General features: G+C 38.4%; 21 protein-coding genes and 1 pseudogene. 19 read left to right on the top strand and 3 right to left on the bottom strand.

All coding sequences use genetic code 11. The annotated features are described in order from the left end of the window. Positions 1-708 precede the first annotated feature (708 nt). A pseudogene (locus G1O98_RS39915) lies at positions 709-1,164 on the bottom strand (ISAs1 family transposase); the annotation flags it as partial. Positions 1,165-1,215: 51 nt separating this feature from the next. Between G1O98_RS39915 and G1O98_RS11975 the strand changes: the two are divergent. Both G1O98_RS11975 and G1O98_RS40685 read left to right on the top strand, forming a co-directional pair. After that, complete coding sequence (locus G1O98_RS11975; RefSeq protein ID WP_163928989.1) at positions 1,216-1,455, top strand: hypothetical protein; 240 nt, start codon at positions 1,216-1,218, stop codon at positions 1,453-1,455. Positions 1,456-1,503: 48 nt separating this feature from the next. Then, positions 1,504-1,626, top strand: coding sequence for a hypothetical protein (locus G1O98_RS40685; RefSeq protein WP_275941773.1), 123 nt, complete (start codon positions 1,504-1,506; stop codon positions 1,624-1,626). A gap of 204 nt (positions 1,627-1,830) precedes the next feature. On the opposite strand, the gene G1O98_RS11970 is transcribed toward G1O98_RS40685, so the two are convergent. Next, positions 1,831-4,008 carry a polysaccharide biosynthesis tyrosine autokinase gene (locus G1O98_RS11970; protein WP_175586644.1) on the bottom strand — a complete coding sequence of 726 codons (2,178 nt, stop codon included), beginning with the start codon at positions 4,006-4,008 and terminating at the stop codon, positions 1,831-1,833. A 350-nt stretch (positions 4,009-4,358) separates the two neighbouring features. Then, positions 4,359-4,529 (bottom strand): hypothetical protein, encoded by a 171-nt coding sequence (locus G1O98_RS11965; RefSeq protein ID WP_163929024.1) that lies wholly within the window; start codon positions 4,527-4,529, stop codon positions 4,359-4,361. Between the two features lie 978 nt (positions 4,530-5,507). Here G1O98_RS11965 and G1O98_RS11960 point away from each other — a divergent pair. The 17 genes from G1O98_RS11960 to G1O98_RS11880 all read left to right on the top strand — a co-directional run bounded on the left by G1O98_RS11960 (position 5,508) and on the right by G1O98_RS11880 (position 25,511). Further along, positions 5,508-6,866: a glycosyltransferase family 4 protein gene (locus G1O98_RS11960; protein ID WP_163929023.1), complete on the top strand. Its 1,359-nt coding sequence runs from the start codon at positions 5,508-5,510 to the stop codon at positions 6,864-6,866. 340 nt (positions 6,867-7,206) lie between these two features. After that, the gene (locus G1O98_RS11955) at positions 7,207-7,629 is read left to right on the top strand and encodes a hypothetical protein (protein WP_114081653.1); all 423 of its coding nucleotides are present in this window, start codon (positions 7,207-7,209) and stop codon (positions 7,627-7,629) included. 49 nt (positions 7,630-7,678) lie between these two features. After that, the gene (locus G1O98_RS11950) at positions 7,679-8,524 is read left to right on the top strand and encodes an ABC transporter permease (protein ID WP_163929022.1); all 846 of its coding nucleotides are present in this window, start codon (positions 7,679-7,681) and stop codon (positions 8,522-8,524) included. 125 nt (positions 8,525-8,649) lie between these two features. After that, complete coding sequence (locus tag G1O98_RS11945; protein WP_163929021.1) at positions 8,650-10,878, top strand: N,N-dimethylformamidase beta subunit family domain-containing protein; 2,229 nt, start codon at positions 8,650-8,652, stop codon at positions 10,876-10,878. Positions 10,879-11,013: 135 nt separating this feature from the next. Continuing rightward, positions 11,014-12,021 carry a hypothetical protein gene (locus G1O98_RS11940; protein ID WP_163929020.1) on the top strand — a complete coding sequence of 336 codons (1,008 nt, stop codon included), beginning with the start codon at positions 11,014-11,016 and terminating at the stop codon, positions 12,019-12,021. A gap of 153 nt (positions 12,022-12,174) precedes the next feature. Continuing rightward, entirely contained in the window at positions 12,175-12,807 is a 633-nt protein-coding gene (locus tag G1O98_RS11935) for a DUF1566 domain-containing protein (RefSeq protein ID WP_163929019.1), read from the top strand. A gap of 53 nt (positions 12,808-12,860) precedes the next feature. Next, the gene (locus G1O98_RS11930; protein ID WP_163929018.1) at positions 12,861-14,156 is read left to right on the top strand and encodes an ABC transporter ATP-binding protein; all 1,296 of its coding nucleotides are present in this window, start codon (positions 12,861-12,863) and stop codon (positions 14,154-14,156) included. A 71-nt stretch (positions 14,157-14,227) separates the two neighbouring features. Further along, positions 14,228-14,875 carry an acetyltransferase gene (locus G1O98_RS11925; RefSeq protein WP_163929017.1) on the top strand — a complete coding sequence of 216 codons (648 nt, stop codon included), beginning with the start codon at positions 14,228-14,230 and terminating at the stop codon, positions 14,873-14,875. 30 nt (positions 14,876-14,905) lie between these two features. Next, complete coding sequence (locus tag G1O98_RS11920) at positions 14,906-15,703, top strand: TauD/TfdA family dioxygenase (RefSeq protein WP_163929016.1); 798 nt, start codon at positions 14,906-14,908, stop codon at positions 15,701-15,703. Then, positions 15,700-16,650 (top strand): aldo/keto reductase, encoded by a 951-nt coding sequence (locus G1O98_RS11915; protein WP_163929015.1) that lies wholly within the window; start codon positions 15,700-15,702, stop codon positions 16,648-16,650. The genes G1O98_RS11920 and G1O98_RS11915 overlap by 4 nt, the downstream gene beginning before the upstream one ends. 108 nt (positions 16,651-16,758) lie before the next feature. Next, the gene (locus G1O98_RS11910; protein WP_163929014.1) at positions 16,759-17,991 is read left to right on the top strand and encodes a DegT/DnrJ/EryC1/StrS family aminotransferase; all 1,233 of its coding nucleotides are present in this window, start codon (positions 16,759-16,761) and stop codon (positions 17,989-17,991) included. Positions 17,992-18,166: 175 nt separating this feature from the next. Beyond that, positions 18,167-19,141 carry a glycosyltransferase gene (locus G1O98_RS11905; protein WP_163929013.1) on the top strand — a complete coding sequence of 325 codons (975 nt, stop codon included), beginning with the start codon at positions 18,167-18,169 and terminating at the stop codon, positions 19,139-19,141. Positions 19,142-19,329: 188 nt separating this feature from the next. Continuing rightward, the gene (locus tag G1O98_RS11900) at positions 19,330-20,553 is read left to right on the top strand and encodes a glycosyltransferase family 4 protein (protein ID WP_163929012.1); all 1,224 of its coding nucleotides are present in this window, start codon (positions 19,330-19,332) and stop codon (positions 20,551-20,553) included. Positions 20,554-20,894: 341 nt separating this feature from the next. Next, on the top strand, positions 20,895-22,088 hold the full coding sequence (locus G1O98_RS11895) for a glycosyltransferase family 4 protein (protein ID WP_163929011.1): 1,194 nt from the start codon (positions 20,895-20,897) through the stop codon (positions 22,086-22,088). Positions 22,089-22,114: 26 nt separating this feature from the next. Continuing rightward, positions 22,115-23,443, top strand: coding sequence for a glycosyltransferase (locus tag G1O98_RS11890; RefSeq protein ID WP_163929010.1), 1,329 nt, complete (start codon positions 22,115-22,117; stop codon positions 23,441-23,443). 2 nt (positions 23,444-23,445) lie between these two features. After that, positions 23,446-24,411, top strand: coding sequence for a glycosyltransferase family 2 protein (locus tag G1O98_RS11885; RefSeq protein ID WP_163929009.1), 966 nt, complete (start codon positions 23,446-23,448; stop codon positions 24,409-24,411). Between the two features lie 125 nt (positions 24,412-24,536). Then, positions 24,537-25,511 carry a glycosyltransferase family 2 protein gene (locus G1O98_RS11880; protein ID WP_163929008.1) on the top strand — a complete coding sequence of 325 codons (975 nt, stop codon included), beginning with the start codon at positions 24,537-24,539 and terminating at the stop codon, positions 25,509-25,511. The last annotated feature ends 64 nt before the right edge of the window (positions 25,512-25,575 follow it).

The raw sequence follows: 25,575 nt of genomic DNA, 5'->3' as shown, positions 1-25,575 counted from the left end.
GTCTTGTTAAATAATCATTTCTAGAGAATTGACATAGGTAAGTGTTTTGTACATTTGATAATTTATAAATGAACAAAAATTTAATTTTTAAATCAATTCCTAATTTACTAATTTCTGATTTTTACATCCATATTAGAGTTGGCTTGTCTAGAAATGGATATAGCTAATAATCAAAAAAATGCCCATGCACATTTCTACTGGTCTTTGCCCAGTTTACTGGAATATGCTTTATTCATGGCTCTCAATAGTGCTGTATCTACTTGTTTACAGCTTATATCCTAAGAGCTTTTTTGAGTAGACCTCTTGCAAAAAAGTTTTGTGGTAAATTAAAGCGTTAAACAAATTGTCAAAAATTTAACTAGCATTTTGAAGGTCATAGTTATAAATGCCTGCAATTAAGGTATTTAACTAAATGTAATTGTTGTTATTACTATATTGATCTATAAAATCTATACCAAATTTTAGTTCTATGTGTCATGCCAATTTGGCACAAGTTTTTTTGTAACTGGGAGTTTAGACCAGCGCGAACGTATCTTAGGTGATTTCTAAGAAGGAATTTACCAATAAAATTCAGGAAGTTACCCTCCTGACTTAGGCATCCACATAGCAATTACATTAGAGCAGTTAGCTACGTTGGGGAGTTGAACTATTGTGGAAGTTTTTAAAGATGCACTTAAAACTTGACAAATTAATTACCAAAAACGTCTTTGATTTTTCATCTACTTTTACTTGTCCCAACACTAATTTATTTGTAGTCGCCCAAGCGCTTACCATTATAATTGCGCTTTGGTTACTACTTGTATCATAAGAACCGCGTAAAGTTTTCCCATCAATTACAACCACTTCCTTAGAAGTTATCTTCTGTATTGATTTTATCCAATCTAGAAAACATGACTGAAACTGTTGGGGATTTATCTGTGCAAATACTCGTGCGAATGTATCATGTCACGAGATACCATTTGGTAGGTCTAGAAATGTTTTTAATCACTCATACTTGGCACATCCATAAGTCTCTATTGCCACCCAACCATCTGCCCCAAAAATCACAGCACACACGGCAATCGTTATGATATCCATTAAGTTGTGTCGCTTTGTTCGATCTATTCGTGGGTCTTCTATTCTCAAAAAATGGTCAGTAATTGTTATTTTTGGCTTCAGCTTCATAGAGAGGAGAATCAGAATGAAATTCTTTTTGAGAGCAACTGTTAAAATACCATGTTCTTTAACCACTCCCTCTATAATGATTATCATTACTATATAGGTGAATATTTAATTTCCTCAAAGCCTTATTTGATTAGGGTTATCCTAAATTCTACTCTGATTCAGGCTCGTCAATATTTAGATGCGTTTGCTCTGTTAGTAAGTGCAAAGCGGCGCTATGATCCTGATAATTTGCTAACTCCAAGTCCAGGGATTCTTGAAGCATCAGCACCCAAGCAAGAAACGATTACTTGAGATAGCTGTTGGGGAAGTGCGTACTTCTGATAAATGCTTATTTTTTCGATGTCAACAAATCAAAAACAGCGATCGCTTTCTGAAAGAGATTCACTCGAAAAAGCGGCGTTGCATAAATACGGAATGAATTGGCGGGTGAAAGCATTGATAACTCATTCCAAATTTGGCTAAATTATCCCATGATTCAGCAACGCCTGAATCGTTTGTTGCCCTTGTCTTCTTTGCTGATCCAATAGTATCTTTTCAAGATTGGATTGTTAATTAATTATTTTTCGCCTCACCATCCCATAAATTTAACCTATTAACCAGAGTCAATAATTACAAGGTCATAGGCTTCTATAACTGTAATGTGGAGACTATAAAGTCTATTACCTCTTAATACAAACCATTGAAATTAGTTTTTTGACCGTTACAAACTATGCCTAATATATTCAACCGATAAATTTTCAGGTTATCTAAAGCTATTTTTAGTATTGAAGAATTTGTTTTGTGAATTCGAACTACTATCAAGAGTCCATCAGTGTGGGGTGCTATCAGGCTAGCATCAGCTAATCCCACTAGGGGAGGTGCATCATAAATCACTAAGTCAAAATTCTTCTGAAAATCTGTCATTAATTGCTTCATTTTTGAAGATGAGAGCAACTTTGTGGGATCGGATGGTACTGGTCCAGCTGTGATTACAGATAGTTTGCTCATAGAAGGTAGTTGTCGAATTACTTCTCCCACTGGCAAGTTTGTAGAAATTAAATTGCTTAATCCCCAGAGATTATTTAAATGTGAGAGATTGTGAATTGTGGGTTTACGAAGATCAGCGTCTACAAGTAAGACTCGTTGCCCCATTGCTGTAGCTATCTGAGCTAGATGAAGGGCTATGGTAGACTTGCCATCACCAGGCATAGCTGAACTAATAACTATGGAACGAAACGGGCTATCAGAACTGAGTAGTTTAATATTTGTATAAACTACCCTTAAAGCTTCGGAAAAGTTGGAAGAATACTCACCATGTTCTTCCTTTGGTAAAACACTCAGTTTAGCAGTCTCCTTAGAAAGAAAATTTGGTATCCTTAATAAAGAAAAAATTTGCTGAGAAGTGTGGTTTTGCTGAGTTTGAATTTGCTGTTCAAAAGGAATATTTCCTAACAATGGCTGCTTAACTTTTCTTTTCAGATCATCGACAGTATGATAGGCATTATCTAGCTTTTCCATTAGTAAGACAATACCAATTCCTGAGATGATACTTGCAACTAATACTAATACAAAACTGCGTAGGGTATCAGAAGAAGAAATAGGAATGTCCGGTGTAGTTGGTACTTGAAGTAATTGCCAGCCCAGCTCTGTTTGGGATATTTGAATTTGGAGATTCTCGCGGGTTGATAAAAACCGATTCAAACTCTCATTTGCAAATTGCAATTTACGCTGTAATTCAGTGTACTGTCTTGTTAGAATTGGCAGTTGGTTGCGTCGCTGTGCAAGTTTCTGTTCTATTTTGGTAAGTTCTTGACTTTGCACTTCTAATTTCTGAAGTTGCATCTCTACTTCTGCAAATTTTACACCCAATAATTGCTGTGCCTGTTTACCTAGCAAAGGTAAAAGACTAGCTCGTTTCTCTTTCAATGTTTGAATGGTTGGGTTTTTGTCCTGTAAACGAGTTGATTCAGTTGCAATCTGAATATCAAATTGACGTATTTGAGTAATTAACTGCTGATATAAAGGAGCATTATTCAGCATTGCTGTTGCGCCATTTTTTTCTTTTAGACTTGTTAAATTAGCACGAGCTTGAGCTAACTGTAGATCAATCTCTTGTCTTTTTTGAGATAATTCAACGGTTTGTGATGAGATTTGCTCTGCTTGGGATTCTGGATTGTCAAAATTGTAGTTTTGTCTAAAAAATTGCAACTCTTTTTGGAGTTGATCTACCCGATTTTGTGTTAAAGGTAATTGGTATTCAACAAACTGAAGTCCTTGACGTAATTTGGTTTGCCTCCTGATTTTGCTGTAGTCTAAGTAATCTTTAGCGAGCCTCTGTAGTACGGCTTGAGTTTGATCTTGATTGTTACTGTGATAGCTAACTAATATAATCTTGGTTTCACCTAATCGAGTAATTTTTAGAGAATCGATCAGAGAATAATAGTTTAATTCTGGATAAGAAGCTTGTAGCCGTTTAAGAGTATCTCTCATCAGTTCAGGACTTTTAAGAACCTGAATTTGGCTTTCATAATCTAGACTAGACATCTGTGAGTTAGAGTCTTTGACAACATCCACATCTGTGGAGTCATCATTCACAGGTTCCACTAACAGTTGAAAATTGCCTTCATATTCTGGGGGTTTCTGCTTTAGCACTAAGCTAATAACTGCAATTGTCATAACAGTAATAGTTACACCTGTCATAACTAGCGCTCTTCGCCGTAAAACACCCAGAAATTTTTGCACACTCCATTCTTCTTCCTCTTCAACCCACGGAACAAGTTGATTTTGTTGATTTTGAAGAGATGGAGATACAGAATTATTACTGCTATCAGAACTGGAAGGTTGGGAAGGATAATTCTCTATCATATTCTTAAATATTTGGTAATAAGTTAAACAGAATTTAGTAGAAAGAGTTTTATAAGCTTCTGTGAGATAAATTTCGATACGACCAACAATCTATACTATATTTGATATTTACTTAATAAACTTATGATGAAATTACAAGTCTGTATTCTTTAATCCATTACACAAATAACGCAAGCTGCTAGTTAGGCTCGTTAAATAGTATGAAATAATACAAGCAATTTAGTTTAAGTATAAGAAAGTACAAAATTTTAAATTTTCTACTTAATAAACGTGAATTTTGCTAATGATATCCAAATTATTCTCTCATAAAAACAATTTATTTTTGGATTCAGTGGAAACACAGGCAATAGTTAAGTGCTTAAGTTAATAATTAAGGGATATAAATTATTGATGCTTGGCATCAAGTGGAGTTTTCGCCATACTTTTACTACGGCTGTGGCAGCTTGTAAATGCTGATTTCTACCAAATTCTAAGTAAATGCACCGAATAATTAATTCCTCGGTCGATCTCTTTCTTTGCATACTTTGCAGTTCATTAAATAAACATTAAGTATGTTTTAATACAAATGCAGTACGACCTTATTTATTATACTTTTATTTTCCCAGTATATTATCTAAGTCCTGTTCAACAATCAAACAGGAGTCCCGATAGCCCATAAAACTATTATTTTATAAAGTTTTAGATTAGATATACTTTAAAAATATAAATTTTTAATGAAGTAAATGATTCGATATGTAAACATGATATTGTGAAATTCTCAGTGTTGCATATAAAAAGTAATAAAGCCTAAAAGCTTTAGTTATAAAGTTATATGTAACTAGAGAAGCTCAAACAAAAACTAAACACTACTCAAAACAAAACATTCTAGAATCAAATTGTGAATAGTAATCATAACTCCAAATATCTCAGTTGACTGAATGTTACTCAAACAATAGAGACTGCCACCAACTATTAAATCTCTTTTTAGAAGTTTAAGTAAGTACCTGCTCAACCTGTCAAGGACTTGCTTTACCACATAAAAATATTACCTTCTCTCTAAAATAATTTGTTCTCGGCTAGAAGTATTTTCATCATTTTTGTGTTCTCGTATCTGTTAGAGAAGTGTGTATATAAACTAGAAAGAGTGTTCTGTTAGTTAGCCTTAATAGGTTATAAGATAATGCCTAAATGTGCAAGGTTCAGAGGTCTTTTAAGCTATTGTGGGGTGACGAACTATACTCTACTTGGGAGCGTGAACTAAACAAACTACAAGGTTTTCAGTTTAGTTAGGGTATGCCAAGCTGTGGCTAACGTGCCGAAACAAAACTAGTCTTGATAGTAGTTTATATCAATGAATTAGTTTTACGAAAATTGTAGTTTGTTGAGTCAAGCTTTCTTAGTGAATATTAAGCCAGATTTGTAAATTCTTACAATATAGTCTAGATGTGTTTTCTAGATTATTTCGAGTTTATACGGGTTTTGGATAACAGTTTTTTCTATTTCAGACGAGGCCATAGACTATGAGACTTAATCAATGGATTAATCAAAATTTTTTGAAATCCATTTCTACTCCTTTAGATGCAAAAAAAGATACAAAAAACAAGCCTTCTGTAAAAGCTCAACAATCAATTAAGTTATCTGTAGTTACCCAATTTTTCCCTCCGGATTATGCCGCTACAGGGCAGTTGATTGAAGAATTGGTGAAACAGTTAGGGCAGCAAGGAGTGGATATTGAAATTTTTACAAGTCAGCCAGGATATGCATTTCGTTCTGATACGGCCCCAGCAGTTGAATGGGCTGACCAAATCCGAATTCAGCGATCGCGTACTGCTCAACTCTGGCCGGGAAGAATTCGTGGCAAAGCCATTAATGGTGTGCTATACACCTTGCGGGCGACGCTCTATTTGCTGAGAGGTTCGCGTCGCAACAATGTATTATTGCTAACTACAGCGCCCCCATTTTTGCCAGTGATCGGATATCTAGCCTATATCTTATTCAAGTTACCTTATGTATGCGTATTGTACGATTTGTACCCTGATATTGCGATCGCGCTAGGTGTAATTTCAAAGAGTAACTGGCTGGTGCGATTGTGGCGTGCAATCAATAAACAGGTTTGGTTAAAAGCCAAGGGGATCATAGTACTTAGCCCAGCGATGAAACAACAGGTAGTTGCACATTGTCCCCAAGTAGCTGATAAAGTTTCTGTAATTCACAGTTGGGCTAACCCAGAAGCGATCATACCGATTGCTAAGAAAGAAAACTGGTTTGCCTGGAAGTATAACCTAGTTAACAAATTTACCGTACTCTATTCTGGCAATATGGGTCGTTGCCATGATATTGACACCATGTTGGAAGCTGCAAAGCAATTGCAAGATGAGCCAATTCAGTTTATCTGCATTGGTGGTGGTGCCAAACGCCAAGAATTAATTATGGAAGTGGAGCGGTTAGGACTGACCAATTTTACATTTCTACCTTATCAAGATAAGCAGGTATTACCTTATTCTCTAACAGCTTGCGATCTATCAATAGTCAGTGTAGATGCAGCTACAGAGGGTTTAGTTGTTCCCAGCAAAATTTACTCAGCTTTAGCCTCTGGTCGACCAATAGCAGTAATTTGCTCCAAGACTTCATATTTGAGACAACTCGTAGCTGATGCTAGTTGTGGTAGCACATTTGACAATGGAGATGGTCAAGGTCTAGCGCAATTTATTCGCTTTCTGAATCGAGATCCCCAAATAGGAGAGCAGATGGGCAAAGCCGGTCGTCAGTATTTGCGATCGCACTTCACACCTAAAGTGATCTCTAAACAATACTTGCATGTTTTACAGCAGGCAGTATTTGATGAAATAATCACCATGTCTCGAAGCGATGTAAAGTAATCATATTTAGGTTTATTAAATTTCTATGATTTTGATAAACCTTAAACAATTCGATCCACAAATTTTTGGTTGCATGGTATAAGACTATTAGGAGAAAAATAGAGCATTAAAATCTTTTAATCTAGTCAAAAACTAACTCTTTGCAAAATCATTTTTTCAATTGCAGAGGAAGTAAATTAATTAAAAAACAAGGTAAAATAAAAACAAAATCATCATTTATTATTGAATATTTTTGCAATATTTTTTAGGAGTAGGGCTTTGATGGTCTTATTGATCTCAGTCCCTCCAACATAGCCTTCCTTGCTCATGGTTTTTGTCTATACAGGAGGTGAAATTACAGATGAGGTGTGACCGAAATCGGAAACGTTCCAAGCGAAGAGCAATTTACTGCCCGATTCATAGTTGCTATATAGATAGCGTCAGTCAAAAATATAAAATGTTTGCTGACCAAGCAGGTCAATTACAGCAACGAGGTATGAGTCGACGGAATGCTTTGATGTTAGTAGCGAACCAAACCACAGTTCCTATAGAAGGGGAATGGTTAGAAGCTTTCTGGTGTGAAGGATGTCAGCAAACAACTTGGTATCACATTCGTAAGTGTGATGATAGTAATTATGAAATTTTGGTAGCACCACAAGAACTATGGCGGCAAGTCACAGGAGTGATTGATTCTCTAGGGAACCCTTCCGTTGGTGAGTTTACTCGTAAAAGCGCCAGGCAATTTGGTTATCAAGGTCTTAGAGGTTTCCAGTTCGTAAGTTAAGAATTATTAGTTTCATTTAGTTAAAAATATTAATCTTCAATCAAGAACTATGAATAGTCCAAAAATTGTCTCCCAACAGGAGTTAGTGATTGAAGCTGGACGTACAGAGCAGCAATATTGGAAAGATATATGGCGCTATAGAGAATTATTCTATTTTCTTGCTTGGCGTGACATTCTGGTGCGGTATAAGCAAACAGTGATTGGTATGCTCTGGGCACTCATTCGACCATTTTTGACGATGATCGTGTTCAGCGTCATCTTCGGAAGTTTGGCAAAATTACCTTCAGAGGGGTCAGCACCGTATCCAATACTGGTATTTGCTGCTTTGTTACCCTGGCAATTTTTTTCCAATGCTCTAAGTGAGTGTAGTAACAGCCTAATTAGTAATGCCAATTTGATTTCTAAAGTCTACTTTCCGCGCTTAATTGTGCCTGCCAGCTCAGTAATTGTCAGCTTTGTGGACTTTCTAGTTTCTGCAATGATTCTCTTAGGGCTAATGGCCTGGTATAATTTTGTTCCCACTTGGCGGATATTATCATTACCGCTATTTATTGGCATTGCCTTTGCTGCTTCATTAGGAGTAGGACTGTGGTTGGCAGCTTTAAATGTGGAATATCGAGACTTCCGGTACATTGTGCCGTTTATTGTGCAGTTTGGTCTATATGTATCACCCGTCGGTTTTAGTAGCAGCATTGTACCAGAGCAATGGCGTTTGCTCTACTATTTGAACCCAATGGTAGGCGTGATTGATGGTTTTCGCTGGGCAATTTTAGGGGGAGAATCCAAACTTTACTGGACTGGATTCACGTTATCTCTAGGACTAGTTGCTTTGTTACTGGTAAGTGGCATTTGGTACTTCCGAAAAATGGAACGGACATTTGCTGATGTGATTTAGGAGGGATTTGAAATATTTGATCATAACCACATCAATTAGTTAGTCTACTACCCACTCTAAAGATTTTGTACTTCAACTTTTTTATATTAACTAACGTGTTAAGAAAATTAAATTTCTGAACAGCAATGACTCAGCAAAACGATTTCGATAAAATACTTTTAGCCCAATCTCAGACCACCTCGCAAACTTTATTTACAACTCAGGTTCCTGGGTTTGAATGGAGTGATGGCGTATCCTATGAACTTGGAATGAAGTTCCAAAGTGCCAAGAGTGGTCAAATTACCGCAATCCGCCATTGGAAAGCGGTCAATGAGACTGGCAATCATATAGGCAGAATTTGGTCGGCAACAGGATCTATACTAGGAAGTGTTACTTTCTCGAATGAAACTTCTTCGGGTTGGCAGCAACAGGATCTCAGCACACCTGTAAATATATTAGCCAATAGCACCTATATAGTGACTGTCAGTTGTAATAGCTATTTTGGTGTAACTAATAACGCATTAGCTAGCCCAGTTGTAAATGGCGATCTCAGTTCAGTTGCTGATGGCAACAATTCAGTCTTTGGTAGTCTGAATTCTTTCCCAACTAATTCCTATCAGAACAGTAACTATTTCCGCGACATAGTATTTGTGGTTGGTAACAGTCTGACTAAAGTAAGCGGCGATAATCAAACTGGTACGGCAGGTTCTGCCTTAGCGAACCCGTTCGTTGTGAAAGTTACAGATAGTAATGGGAATCCTCAGTCAGGAGTGACAGTCGACTTTGCTATCACCAGTGGTGGAGGTTCGGTTTCATCCGCTAGTGCGGTAACTGGTAACGATGGTCAAGCCAGCACAGTCTTAACTCTAGGCACAACAGTTGGTATAACAAACACTGTGAGTGCAACAGCTTCTGACATAGGCAGCGTGACCTTCAGTGCCAGGGCTAACCCAGCAAACACTAATGCGATTTATTTAGAAAACCAAAAACCTGGTACTACAGATTGGCGGATTCCCCAAGTAGGTCAATCGGATATTGCTGGCTATACGACAGCAACTAGTGTAAACAAGGGCGGCTCGTTGCCAATTAAAGTTTCTCTAGCACAGGCCGGAAATTACACGATTGATGTGTATCGCTTAGGTTACTACGGAGGACAAGGCGGCCGACTAATACTGAGTAGCGGTCAGCTTAACGGAATTACCCAGCCCGCATGTAATTTCGACAGTTCTACCCGCACAGTCTCATGTGAAAACTGGTCAACTTCCTACACGCTACAAGTTGGCAATGACTGGACTAGTGGTTTGTATATTGCCAAGCTAACTGACCAGAGAAGTGGGAGTAAGTCCCAGGTAGTGTTTGTTGTTCGTAATGACAGTGAAAGGTCTGACATATTATTCCAGAGCAGCTTCAATACTTTGCAGGCTTATAACCTCAGTGGTGGTTACTCTCTATACCCAGAACAGAGTACTGGAGGTCAAAGGGGGTTTAAGCTTTCCTACGACAGACCATTCGCACAACATAGCACGTTAACTGGTAGTAACCCTTATAACAACATTATCTTGTCTTGGGAGTACAATATGGTGCGGTGGCTGGAGTCCCAAAGCTATGACATCTCCTACGTAACTAACGTGGATGTCCACGCCAACCCAAGTTTGCTGCAACAGCATAACGTATTTCTGTCAGTCGGTCACGATGAGTACTGGTCGCTAGAGGAGTTTAATAGTGTCCAGTCCAGCAGCATCAACAAGGCTTTTTTCTCAGGGAACAGTGTCTATCAGCGAGTGCGGTTTGAAAACTCTAGTATGGGAGTAGCTAACAGGGTTATGGTTTGCTACAAAGATGCCTCAGATCCTGTGGCACCAACCAACAAATTCCGCAGCCCAGAAAACAACAAGCCAGAGAGTGCCTTGAAAGGCAATATGTACATTGGAGGTAGATGGCGGGATTTCTTTTCTGATGGGTTCGATTTTGTGGTAAAAAACAGTACTCACCCCTACTATGCCAACACAAACCTGAATGATGGGGATAAATTAAGTGGTTTGGTGGGCTTTGAATGGGATGCAATCAATTTAAATGCATCTCCAAGTGGGTTGGTCGTTCTCGGCGAATCCATACAGTTGCAAAACTTTGATCAAGCTGAACTAGAGGGTTTTCCTGCTGGAACAGACCCACGGATTTGCCAAGCAGTTTGCTTCACTTCTGCTAGTGGTGCCAAAGTCTTTTCGACTGGCTCTATTCAGTTTATGTGGGGGTTAGACAGCGAGGGCGTTAGTGGACCACGCGAAGATACTCGCGCCAAGCAAATGGTTGTCAATATCTTAGCAGACATGGGAGCTAAACCTTTGACTCCCGGTTCCGGCATAATTGTGCCTTGAAAAACCGTAACAAAATTCACAAATATTATGCTCTACCCTTGCGGGAGTACTGTCTGTACCACCTAAATGGATGCATCACAGTTATCTTTCATAATTGAGCAAATACTAATCCCAGTTGCTTAGGTAGTGTAGGTTATGAATTTGAGAATCAGACGACGAAGATTTGGGCAGTTGGCTATCGTCAGCGCTGTCACCGCAGCAAGTGCTAAATTTACATCTAAGGTGTTTGCACAAGAGTCGGAGCAGCTTTATGGAGTGACCCTTTCTTCAGCTAGCAAAAGTAAAACACAAGACTTAGTTGACGCTGCTACTGCTAACACCATACCAGGAATTATCTTTCAGTCTATAAACTTTACCACTGGTCAGGTGTTATTAACTGCCGAAATCGCCGCCGACAGCGTTACTAACTCCCTAGAAACCACTGAGACTGTTGCTAAAGCCTTGGTTGTTAAAAAGCCCAGCGAGCGGATAACTGCTTTTACTGTCCTACCCGATAACACATTTGTTATTGCCGCTGTTGCAGCCACTAAGAAAGGCGATTTTAGTCGCCTGATATCTATTGCACCTCCTAAAAAAAGTGAGATAAAGTCTCCAAAAGGCTTGAAAATCAAAAAAACCAAGGACAAGAAGTATAGTACTGTTGAAGGGTTATTATCAACCAATATAAAAGGTAAGCAGGTATTACTTGGTGTAATTAGTCTTGCAGAAGGTAGCCCCCCTTTTGAGTTGGCATTTATTGACCAAAACTCAGGGCAAGTAGATTCTAGTGTTACAACAGGTCTACCATATATTTCCCTCAAGGAGAGGCTCGGTAATCTTGCTCAATCTCCATTAGATGGAAAAATTTACGCTACTAGTGTCGGCGGTGAAGGTAATCTAAGTTTAGTGCAACTAGACCTAGAGAACAGGGCAGTAGTTAGTGGCAGAGGAAAGATTATCAGACTGGTGGAATTAAGCTTCAAGAACAAACCTCTGGAAAATGACTTGGCAAGTTTAGCCTTTTCTTCATCAGGTCAACTATTTGCACTTGCTGACCCCAAATATGAGGGAACAAATTCCCTATTTACTGTGGATATAAAAACCGGAGCTATGACTCTGGTGAGAAAATTTGCGGTCGATAAAATTTTATTTGCGCGAGCCTAAGAAGTCCTTGTTATCTCAGTGATTATCATATACAAGTATGAAAAAATATTGCTGCTTAAATAGTTTATAGTATTTTATGCTTAATCTCTGAGAACCGATTCACGAAACAACCGGCAGAGATTTGCATGCTTAGATGTTTGGAAGTTGAAAAATATGCTCCACATTCGTTTACCTGGTTTTGCTATCAAAATACTATACGGGGCTGTATTCATATTTTTTCTGGCTTTTACCTTTACTCTTCCTGTGTCCGTACAAGCTAGGAAATATAGAAACTACATCAATACCCAACATCCCGTGGGAACTGTGGTCAAAGCCTCCGGCCCCTGCTTCAATAACAGCGATCGCTATGTAGACTGTGGTAATGGCACGGTGACTGATACTGTGACTCGACTTATATGGCTCAAGAAGGCAGATTGTCTTGAAGCAACAGATTGGGCAACAGCCAATTACAAAGCAGCTGAGATTAAGAGCGGCGACTGCAATCTGTCGGATAACTCTTCTTCTGGCGATTGGCGTTTGCCGACCAAAGACGAGGTTACGGCGATATTACCTCCTTCAAATCTAAACTGTACTACTCCGACATTGGTAGACCAAGAGGGTTCAGGCTGCTTTGCACAGGGGACACAGTGGGCTACTGGCATCCAATTCAACTACTGGTCTAGTACTACGGGACCTTACCAGGAGGCTGGGAATTCCGCCTGGGCAATCTTCCTAAACTTCGGCGGCGTTGTAAACACCAGTAAGCCGAGCCTCGTCTACGGTTGGCCTGTCCGTGGTACACCATAGTAGCTTGGGTGTTTTAAAAGAAAAGTTTTCGATCTACTGAGAGTAATTTAATAATGTCTGATACAGTAATTAGGGTTGAAAACCTCAGTAAAAAATACGTGTTGAGTCATCAACAAGAAGGAAGCAGCAGATATAAGTCTTTGCGAGAATCCATCAGTGATAGAGTCAGTTCACTGGGTAAAAAATTGGTGAAGCCTTCTGGCAAAGAAATATATAATCCAGCCCGTGAAGAGTTTTGGGCATTGAAGGATGTGTCATTTGAAATTAAACAGGGCGAGAGCATTGGAATTATTGGTCGCAACGGTGCAGGAAAATCAACTTTACTCAAAATTTTGAGCCGCATTACTGAACCAAGCAGCGGCTGTATTTCTCTAAAGGGTAGAGTCGCAAGTCTTTTAGAAGTGGGCACAGGTTTTCACCCAGAATTGACAGGTCGAGAAAACATTTATCTCAACGGTGCCATTCTGGGGATGAGCAAAACAGAGATTAAAAGAAAGTTTGATGAAATTGTCGCTTTTGCTGAAGTGGAGAAGTTTTTAGATACACCTGTTAAACGCTATTCATCAGGGATGTATGTGCGTTTGGCATTTGCCGTAGCGGCGCATTTAGAGCCAGAGATTTTGATTGTGGATGAAGTTCTGGCGGTAGGAGATGCCCAATTTCAAAAGAAGTGCTTGGGAAAAATGAATGATGTTTCTGAAAAAGAAGGGCGTACCGTCTTGTTTGTTAGTCACAATATGGCAGCATTAAAAAGTCTATGCGACCAAGCCATACTGCTCAAGTCAGGATGTTTAGTAACTCATGGAGAAGCTCATCAGGTCGTATCTCGTTATTTGGAGTCTGACAATGACTCTAAATTTCTTGAAAGAATCTGGGATGATATTGAAACTGCTCCCGGAAACGATAAAATTCGCATACATCAAATCAGTGTAATTCCAGATATTGATGACTCAGTAGATGAGATTACGGTTAAAACCCCTCTCAGGATTGAATTTGAGTATTGGAATTACCTTGATGGTGCTCATTTAAATTTGAGCTTACACGTCTACACACTGGAGGGAGTTTGTGTTTTTAATTCAATCTCAAGATCAATTCCTTGTACTTCAGGTCTAATCAGAGGAGTTTGTTACATTCCTGAAGATTTTTTTAATGATGGAAGTTATCAAATTACGATGATGGTCGTTCAAGATACTTCAACTGTACTTTATACATGTGAAAATTTACTGAGTTTTACTGTGCATGATATTGAGAGAGAATTCAAATGGTATGGCAAATGGCAAGGAATAGTTCGCCCTAACTTAAAATGGAGGTTTGCTCCCGTTGAAATATTCGCATCTAAGTCCTGCTAAATTTTTGACTAAAAAATGTTGAAGATGAATTAAGACATAGATAATTCAACGAAGATTTTTAGTAAATTTTTATGATATCAAAGTTACTGTTCTGGGGTGCTTCTGGGCACGCTTTAGTGGTCGCAGACATAATTCGCTTACAAGGAATCTATGAAATTGTTGGTTTCCTTGATAATGTGAATCCACAACGTCATGGTGAAAACTTCTGCGGATCTCAAATTCTGGGAGGACAAGAACAGTTAGATTATTGTAAGGATAAAGGGATTAAGTATATAATTTTTGGATTCGGAGATTGTCAGGCGCGATTAAAGTTGTCTGAATTAATTTATAGAAAAGGTTTTTCCTTAGCAACTGCTATCCACCCAACCGCAGTAATTGCTGCTGACGTGTCTATAGGATCGGGAACCGTAATTGCAGCTGGAGCGGTTATTAATCCCGGATCAAAGATTGGTCAGAATGTCATTATCAACACTTCTGCGAGTGTTGATCATGAGTGCGTTATAGAAGATGGAGCGCATATTTGTCCAGGTGTTCACTTAGCTGGACGAGTAACTGTGGGGCGTGCAGCCTGTGTAGGAATTGGAGCGACGGTCATCGATCGCGTGCGGATAGGTGCAGGTGCCCTGATCGGGGCTGGTGCGGTTGTCGTCAATGATATTCCTGATGGTGTCTTAGTCTATGGTGTTCCGGCTAGAGTAATAAGAAAAATTGACTTATAAGGAAGATTGATTTATTTGGTGAGGCTGATTATGGAATTTTATAAAAAAATACAATACACTTCTCCTGAAGAAACTAAAAAAGCTATCCAAGAAGCACTCGATAAATATAAAATAGTTCATTTTTTAGGGTTTGATTTTCAAATAAATATTCACGACTATTTCACGGAACTAAGTGATTTTTTAGGACTAGTGATTAGCATGGATGAAGATAAAGATACAGGTAAACGAACGGGCCAACGTTGGATAGATATTAGCTACGATCCCGCACGTCCAAATAAGTACCGCTCAAGTAAAACTAGGCAGCCCCTTCATACGGATAATTCTTATCTTAATCATCATGATGCGGTGAATTATTTTTATTGCTTATCTCAGGCGCAAGTAGGAGGTGCTACTTTTTTCTTAGATAGCGAATTGCTCATTAAAGTTTTGGAGCTAGACAATGAGCATCAGTTACTAGAAGACCTAAAAAAAATTCCTGTGTCTTTTTCAAAAGAAGGTGTCAGCAAAACTAAGCCCATTATTACAGAAGACGAATTAGGAATTCGCTTAAATTATAATTATTATCCCTTAGATAAAGATAACACCCCAGAAGCTAAAGATTTGGTTGAAAGATTTCAGCACTTCCTTGAAGATCGCGTTCACCATAGTGGAATTTACACGAATATCATATTAACAAAAGGAGATGCTGTATTTTTCCATGACGAAAGAGTTTTGCATGGTAGAAATGCATTTTTTACTCCTAACAAAGGCGACCGTATTCTCATGAAAGGTTCTGTGATTTTGCATTCAAGAAAACACAAAAACTTAGAACTTTTTTGCCCAGCATGAAAACAGAAACTGCTAAATTAGGTTTTGGTACTTGGCAATTTGGCGGCGAAAACCTTATTGCTGGTCAGCATAAAGGATGGGGGTATATTGACGATAAAGAAGCTATTCAGGCAGTTCATCTTGCTCTTGATCACGGTATACAATTCTTTGATACAGCTGATTCTTATGGAGAGGGTAAATCTGAAGAAATTTTAGGTAAAGCTTTTCAAAGCTATCCGAGTGGGAATTTTCTTGTTTGTACGAAGTTTGGCAATCGAAAAGATAATCAAGGTAATTCTTTTCAGGATTTTTCTCCTGAATGGCTCGAAAAAGCTGTAACTAACAGCCTTGAGCGTTTAAATATTGATTGCATTGATGTTTTACTATTTCATAGTCCGCCAGATAATTTTGATTGGAAAAATTACGATAAGTTTATTCTAGAACGACTCAAGCAGAAAGGATATATTAAGGAATATGGTGTGAGTTCAAAAACTATCAAAGGTGCATTAAAGGTAGCAGAAGATAAATTTGGAAGTACGATTGAGGCAATATTTAATGCATTGGATCGGCGTGCCGAAGAATATTTATTTAATAATTTAGATCATGAATATCAATTTATAGCTAGAGTGCCTTTAGCTTCCGGTTTTCTTAAGCAAAAATATTTGTACCAAACTCCCGAATTTGCCGAAAATGATTGGCGGTATTATTTGCCTGAAAGAGATAAAAATTGGTTACTGGAAAGTGCCAGAAAATTGGCTTTTCTAGATGAATTTCCAGGAGGAATTACAGTTTCAGCGTTGCGCTATGTCTTATATCATTCAGGTGTTGGAGTCGTTATACCAGGAATGAGAAATCCTCAACAAGTGAAAGCTAACTTGCAAGCTGTAGAATTTGGCGCACTCGACCCCGAAGTCGTTGAGAAAATTAAACAAGCTGTTAGTGATGTACCAGCACACTGGAAATTTTAGCTTTTAAGTTTGGTTCATAAAAATCATTAATAGCAATTGTTCGAGAAGTCTATTGGTTCTCTATCTCACCTAGTAAACAGACATAAACTAAAAGGTTATTTACAGCAAATGATTAACAAAACTCGATTGGAACACTTAGCAATATTCGGTGCGACTCCTGCCTTTAATGAAAAGCTACATGTGGGTCGTCCTAACATTGGGAACCGCGATCGCCTGTTCCAACGAATTAACGACCTGCTAGATAGAGGATGGTTGACCAATAACGGTGGCTATGTTCAGGAGTTTGAACAGCGCATGGCTGACATGATTGGGGTCAAGCATTGCATTCCTATGTGTAATGGAACTGTCGCTTTAGAAATTGCTATTAGAGCAGCAGGACTCACGGGAGAGGTTATCATTCCTTCGTTCACCTTCATTGCTACTGCTCACGCATTACAGTGGCAAGAGATAACTCCAGTCTTTTGTGATATTGATCCTCATACTTACACTATCAATCCGTGGCGGGTTGAGGCAATGATTACACCCCGCACGACCGGAATCATTGGCGTTCATCTATGGGGGCAACCTTGTAATGTAGAAGCCCTAACAGAAATAGCTCGCAAGCATAACCTCAAGCTGATGTTTGACGCAGCCCATTCTTTTGGCTGTTCCTACAACGGACAAATGATAGGTAACTTTGGCGATGCAGAGGTGTTCAGCTTTCATGCAACTAAATTTTTCAATACCTTTGAGGGTGGAGCTGTCGCCACCAATAATGATGAACTCGCTGGCAAAATTCGTCTTATGAAAAACTTTGGCTTTTCTGGATTTGAGAATGTCAGTTATATCGGCACCAATGGCAAAATGAGCGAAGTTTGTGCTGCAATGGGGCTAACAGGTTTGGAAAGTTTAGACGAATTCGTGGCTGTCAACTATCAAAATTACAAACAATATCAACACGAGGTAAGGAATATTCCAGGTGTTAAATTATTAACCTACGATGAGACTGAAAAATCCAACTATCAGTATATTGTGCTGGAAATTGACCAGGAAATTACTCACGTCAGCCGAGATCAATTTGTAAAAATATTCTGGGCTGAAAATATATTGGCTCGACGCTACTTTTATCCTGGATGTCATCGTATGGAACCCTATCGCTCCTACTTTCCTCATGCAGGACTACTGCTACCGGAAACTGAAAGTTTAGGCAAACGAGTACTGGTTCTGCCTACAGGTACGGCGGTTGGTACAGAGGAAATCAATAAAATCTGTCAGATTATTCGGTTGGTAGTTCAGCATAGTCGTGAAGTCAAGGAGAGACTAGTTGATGCATCTGAGGAGTTGATACGGACACGTCGATGACAAATATATTCCACTTAGGAAAAATCAGACAATGAGAAATCGCGATTAAACAAACTAAGCCGGCCTCCGCAATTTAGGATAATTCAGTCCGCGACAGCTGACTTAGTTTGTATAGCCCCAGACTTTCAATCTGAGGGCAATTTGTTTGAGTCAACATTATTTAGACAGTACTCCTATGAAACTAAGTGTATTAATACTCGCCTACAATCATGAAAAATTCATTACTCAGGCGCTAGATAGTGTTCTAATGCAGCAAGTTGATTTTGACTATGAGATTGTGATTGGCGAAGACTACTCTAAAGATAATACGCGAGATATTCTCATTGGATATCAACAAGAACATCCAGAGAAAATCCGCTTGTTACTACCTGAGAAAAATTTGGGAATGCATGATAATTTCATTCAAACTTTTAAAGCGTGTCGAGGTAAATATATAGCGCTTCTTGAAGGAGATGATTACTGGACTTCACCGTACAAACTACAAAAACAAGTAGATTTTTTAGATACACATACTGACTATACAATCTGTTTTCATAATGCCTTATATCTTTATCAGGATGGCAGTACAAGGTGCTTTTTGCCTCCAGACAATTGGAAAAATACTTTTACTCTTGAAGATATACTTAGCTCAAACATTATGTCATTTGCTTCAATAGTGTTTCGACAGGGTTTTATACAAGAATTTCCAGACTGGATGTATGATATAAACTTTGTTGATTGGATATTGCAAATTTTACTTGCTCAACACGGAAATATTGGATACATCAATGAAACCATGAATGTATATAGAATTCATCCTAATGGGAATTGGTCTTGGAGAACTCAAATAGAAATGCGCTTGGAAATTTTGAAAGCATATCATTACATCGAAAACTATCTAGACTCTAAATACCAGAATAAAATAAGAATAGTCATGTCCGAAAATTATAAATTATTATGTATAGATTATATGCAAAATGATGATAGAAAAAATGCTCGCAAATTTCTAAATAAATTCTTATTGCAAGACTTTTTAAACAATCTTATGTTAAGCGATCTATCATTAAAAACTTCGTTTTTAATGAATATCTATCTTCCAGCTTTATACAAGATTTTAAAAAAAGTAAAGTATACTTTTATAAGTAAAGTAGTATCTGAAAAAATAATTTAAAAAATTCTATTTAGTGAAAAGATATTACAAGTCAATAGCCTGATATTGCTATTATTTTTTTAAAAAATAGCAAAGGCTGTCTAGCTCAAGATATTAATTCGTGTTTCCTGGTAGGAAAAATCAAAATAATTAGCGATCTCGTCACATCAATCAAAGTTACGAAACAAAACTATAATCCAATCAAATATATGAATGTCCTGCATATTAATCAATCCGATATTGGTGGCGGTGCGGCGATCGCAGGCTATCGCCTTCATCAAGGTTTATTGCAGCAAGGTGTTAACTCAAAACTGTTAGTTGGCAAAGTTAAAACTGATAGTAGCCTTGTTGCTGCCGTAGGTCATAAGTATCGCGTAGAAAACCAATTATTGCGTTTGACTAGACGCTTAGGATTAAATTACCTCCATTTACTAAGCACGTTTGACATCTGGAAACATGATTTTTATGAACAAGCTGATATTATTAATTTCCACAACCTGCACACAGGGTATTTTAATTATTTAGGTATTCCTGGATTAACCAAAAGTAAACCTGCTATTTTTACCCTCCATGATATGTGGAGCTTTACCGGACATTGCGCCTATAGTTACGATTGCGATCGCTGGCAGCAAGGTTGTGGTCAATGTCCCTACCCTGAAACTTATCCAGAGATAGCAAGAGATAATACTCGTTTAGAATGGCAACTGAAAGACTGGGTTTACAGTAAGTCTAATCTCACGATAGTGACTCCTAGTCAATGGCTGACTGAGCAGGCAAAAAAAAGTATACTTAACCGTTTTTCAATTTATCACATACCATATGGTCTTAACACTGATGCTTATCAACCTTTAGAAAAAGACAAATGTAAAAATATTTTAGGTATTCCTGCCGATAAAAAAGTTATCATGTTTTGTGCAGATGGCTTAGAGGATTCTCGTAAAGGTGGGGATTTACTTGTGCAAGCGATCCAAACTTTACCTAAAGCGTTAAAAGCGGAAACACTATTACTAACTTTGGGTAGTGGAGGCGAAAAAGTTCTTGAAGTAGTGGGAATACCAACTTTAAACCTGGGATATGTAAGTGGCGATCGCATGAAGTCAATAGCCTACTCTGCGGCTGATGTGTTTATCTTCCCCACTCGTGCGGATAACTTACCTTTGGTACTGCAAGAGAGTATGGCATGTGGTACGCCAATGGTTTCTTTCAAAGTTGGTGGTGTACCTGATTTAGTCCGTCCAGGAATAACTGGTTATTTAGCTCAACCAGAAGATACACAAGATTTTTGTAATGGTATTGTCCAATTACTAGTAGACAGAGAGCAACTGCACAAAATGAGTGAAAATTGTCGAGCGATCGCACTTCAAGAGTATACCCTGGAACTGCAAACAAAAAGATACATTGAGCTATACCAACAGGTGTTGCAATCGCCATAAGCAAAAGAGGGCGTTTCCGTTCTTACGAATTTTCGTAGACTCACAGTCTGGACATTGCACAGTAGATGACCTCAACTCATATCTCTACTAGGCAATGTCCAACATCTTTATGCAGTTTTTGAGGAGGAATCGGTTAGCTCTAATACACATTAGATTTAGATAAAAAACATTAAGTAACACCTGTCAAAAGGATTTATTATAACATTTTAATCTAGACAAGCTAGTAGTATTTGTGAGTTATCACATCGATATTTGTATAATTTTTACATTCCCAACAAACATTCAATTATTCCCACCACAGCCAGATAATTGACTGTGAAATTTACTCAATTATTTTATTTATGAAACAGCATCAACACATTCTTGTTTCACTAGGTAGCGCTCCAAAACAAGGACCTGGTAGCCTTATTATTATTGATCGTCATCTAAAGCGCCTGCCAAGCAGTTGGCAAATATCTATCGTTGCACCAGAGGAATCTTTTGCTGATACAAATATGCCTGATTCATGGCAGCTTCTTTCTATACCAATGCGTAGATGGTGGTGGCCTCCTTATCGTCGTCAAATACCAAGATTACTTGAAACTAGATTTTTGTGTTGGCAGATGGAGTGTGAAAAGATTTTTTTAAGAGAACGCCCAACAGCAATTGTTACTGTTCTTCATGATATTTATTCTGTGTTTGCTGCCTATCTCTCTAAAATTTGGCAAGTTCCATTGTCGGTAATTGTTCATGATCAAGAAGAGCTTTGGGCAAAATCTGAATTAGAGTATCATTGGATTAAACGGAATTGGCAGGCTGTGCTTAATCAAGCTACAAGAGTTTGGACAGTATCATCAGAACTTGCTAATACCTATAATATTATGGATACTAGTAAAGTCAGTATTCTTCTTCCCATTCCTGAAGGAAGGCAACAAAAATTCGTGGAGTGGAAAGATAAATTTAAAACTTCTCCTGTTGTTGCTTATGCAGGTAGTATTTATCCCAGCCAAGTATCTAGTTTTTATAAAATTGCTTCCTTGCTTGAAAAAATTAACGGTACTTTGCTACTCGTTACTCCTCTAAATCGTCCGGGTATACCAGATTTAATCAATAATTGTCCAAATATAGAGCATCGAGAACTATTCGCTACTAATGTAGAAGTTATAAATTTTTTGGCGGAAAAAGCTAGTTGTATATTGGTACCTTATCCTCTTGATCTTGCTGAACACCCTTGGGCCGCTACTTGTTTTCCTAGCAAGTTAGTTGAGTTTTCTCATCTAGGTTTACCAGCTATTATCCTTGCACCGTTAGATACTGCTTTAGGAAATTGGGCAATCAGGCATAAGTGGGATAGCTATCTGACAAATATGGATGAAGAAATGCTTTTAGAAATTCTCTATGAGCTAACAGAAAAAGAAAAATGGACTAAGATGGCCAACCAGTGCCAAAGAGTTTCTCAAGGGGAGTTCAATCCTGAACTTATTCAGTCTCAGTTTGAATCAGAACTTGCAGTAAGTAGCAAAATTAATGGGTTAGTAAAACAGTCAATCAACTAGTTTATTTCTGGAAGTTAAATTAATTTATGAGGCTACTTTTTATCATCCCTGAATATCCTCCCCATTCTGGGGGTGGTATTGCTACTTTTTATAGCAACACATTGCCAGAGATTGTTGCTCAGGGTCATCAAGTTGATGTTTTAGTAGGAAGTGCCTTTACATCCAAATTGCCAAATTATCAGAAAGATGGTGTTAACGTTGAGTTTTTAAATGAAAACTTAATCTCGTCCAATTTATACAAGTTCAACCGTTACCAAGCCATCCCAGAATTTCAACGCCATTTAGCAGCAGCTTGGACTGCTTGGGAACAGGTAAATGAAGGTCAGGGTTATGACTTAGTGGAAACAACAGATTGGGGTATGCTGTTTGCTCCCTGGATAATATCAGCAAAAAGTCCACCTACTGTTGTGCAACTTCACGCCAGTATTGGTCAAATAGATTTTCACGATCCCCAAGTTGATAGCCAACTGCAAGGCAATTTAGTTCGCTTATTAGAAGTAAACTTACTCTCAGTTGCAGACCAATTACAGACCTACAGTCAATCTAATGCTCAAGCCTGGAAACAACTAATTGGGCGAGATGTTAGCTATATTCCTCCGGCTATGCCGCTTGTACCTAATATTCAACCATTCAAAAAATCTGCTCATGGTTTAGTAGTAGGAAGGATTCAATACTGGAAAGGCACAACAATTGTTTGTGAAGCTTTGCGATTATTAGGAGAAAAAGCACCCATAATAGATTGGATTGGTCGTGATACAACTTATCGTGATTTCAACACTTCTATGGCTGCTTATCTTGCCCAGACTTATCCCGATATTTGGGGAAACAAGGCACAGCCACTCGGCACTTTCTCACCAGAAGAAACTCGCCAACTTCAAGCAATGGCAAAGTTTATAATTGTACCGTCTATTTGGGACGTATTTAACTACACATGTGTAGAAGGAATGGCACAAGGACAGACTGTATTGTGTTCCCTGGGTGCTGGTGCAGCAGATTTGATTACTGATGAAGTAAACGGGCTAACGTTCACAGCAGGCGATGCCCAAAGTTTAGCCAATAGCTTGGATATTTTACTGAGTTGGAGTCAAGCAAAGCAAGAAAAAATTGGCAAAGCTGCTCAAGAGACTATACAAACTTTCCTTAATCCCAAACTTATTGCTCAACAAAGACTGGAAGTTTATGAGAAACTGATTAAACATGGCAGACATTCCATTTCCCCCAACTCTTGGTTAATTGAAGCTGTTTCCCCTCAAAAATCTTTAGAAAAACCTTTAGCATTTCTAGATCGCCTACCTTTACGGGAGTTAGCAAACTATTTGCTAGAACGCAGTCTTAAAAAATTGGTAAAACGCTAGCCATGAGCCATCCTTCTTTAGCACTATGTATTCCTGCATACAACGCTACAGCTTACTTACCTCGATTACTTAAGTCTGCTTTAGCTCAAACAATCCAATTTGATGAAATATGGGTGTACGACGATTGCAGTACAGATGAAACAGGAAAAATTGCCGCAGAGTTTGGGGCAAAGGTGATTAGAGGTGAGATAAATCGTGGCTGTTCTCATGGTAAGAATGTCTTAGCAGCGCAAACAACTTGTGAGTGGATTCATTTTCATGATGCCGATGATGCTTTATATCCTAATTTTGTAGAACAAGCTCATCAATGGATGGCGTTAGAGAATCCGCCAGATGTTGTGCTATTCAATTATGAATGGCGACGGGATGATACTGGAGAGTTGCTCGGCATTTACAAGTTTGATGATGCTGAATTGAGACGAGATCCGATCGCATACACAATTCAAAAACAAATTAATCCCTTTTGTGGATTGTATCGTCGTTCGGCATACTTGCAAGCGGGTGGTTATGACACTGATCCATTAGTACTTTACAATGAGGATGTAGCATTTCACTGTCGCATGGCGATCGCAGGTTTAAAATTTGCGGCTGAACCGACAACTACAATCATTAATTACTATCGAGCTAATTCTATGTCCTCTGCTAACCAAATTAAATGTGCCCAAGCACAATTTCATGTTATGCGGAAGGTATCTGAATCTCTCAAAGGGGAATACTCTGATGAAATTTCTCAAAAACTTTGGGGAATTGCTGGAGTTTCTGCTGCTTATTTAGACTGGAACACTGCTGATAGCTGTGTGAATCTAGCTTTCTCCCTCCACAGTAAAACTCCTAATAATTTAAGTGCTTTATTCCGGCTATTATGTAATTTTAATCCTTATTTTGCTATTCGCTTTAGAGAGTGGTTAATTAGATTCTTTAAGCCACAGCTTCGCCAGCAAATAATCACTGGGTCTGAGAGACTCTAAATTTGTTGCTGTATGTGAATGGTCAAGATTTTACGGGCTATCTAATAGTTTGAGCAAGCAATGCTCAAGAATCAGTCTGGAATCAGCATTTCGCTCTTTAGAATTGGCTACAAATAACAATTAAAATGTCAATAAGTCCATTAGTCTCAATACTCATACCTGTTTACAATGCCGATCCATATCTGCGAGAAACTTTAGACTCGGCTCTAAATCAAACTTGGCGAAATATAGAACTAATATTAGTTGATGATGGCTCTAAAGATGACAGCTTGGCGATAGCTAAAAGCTACGAATCAAAGGGCGTAAAAGTGATTTCTCAAGGTCAAAATAAAGGACAAACGGCTGCTTTAAATAGATGTTTGGCAGAAGCAAAGGGCGACTTTATTCAATACCTTGATGCTGATGACATTTTAGAACCACAAAAAATTGAAGTACAAATTAAGCGTCTTTTAGAAGAACCTAGCGGTACTTTGGCGATCGCACCCTGGGCAAGATTTTATCAAAATGATTTGTCAACCGCTAAATTTGTACCCAACAACGACTGGTGCGACTTTGATGATCCCATCGCTTGGCTGGTGGAATGTTGGACAGGTCACGGAACAATGCCCCCAAGCTCTTGGCTATATCCACGAGAAATTATTGACAAGACTGGCTTATGGCATGAGGAACTAACACTGAATAATGATATGGAATATTTCACAAGAGCCGTACTTGCCAGTAGGCGCTTAGTTTTTTGTCCTGAAGCTAAATGGTACTATCGCTCAGGAAATCCTAGTTTAAGTGGACAACGCTCTGAAAAAGCCTTGTGGTCTCAATATGAAGTCATTCGACTCAGTACAGAACGATTATTAAGTGTTGAAAATAGCGATCGGACACGTTATGCCACTGCTTGCTCTTGGCAGTACTTTGTTTTTCTTGCTTATCATCGTTTACCAGAGTTAGTGCAATATGCAGAGAAGAAAATTACTGAACTTGGCGGTTGTGATCTCAAGCCAGACGGTGGCTCACTATTTAGAGTCTTGAGAGATATTTTTGGTTGGAAGGCTGCAATGAATTTGCAAAGATTTTACTATCGATATCGCTATCAAATAAATTATTGAATAGTTTATTAACTCCAGTGCAGTCATTTTTATAATTTTAATTGCTATAAAAAAGAGGAAATCA

It is taken from the genome of Nostoc sp. UIC 10630, from assembly GCF_010747425.1.
Taxonomy (GTDB): domain Bacteria; phylum Cyanobacteriota; class Cyanobacteriia; order Cyanobacteriales; family Nostocaceae; genus Nostoc.
This window is presented reverse-complemented; position numbering and strand designations above follow the sequence as displayed.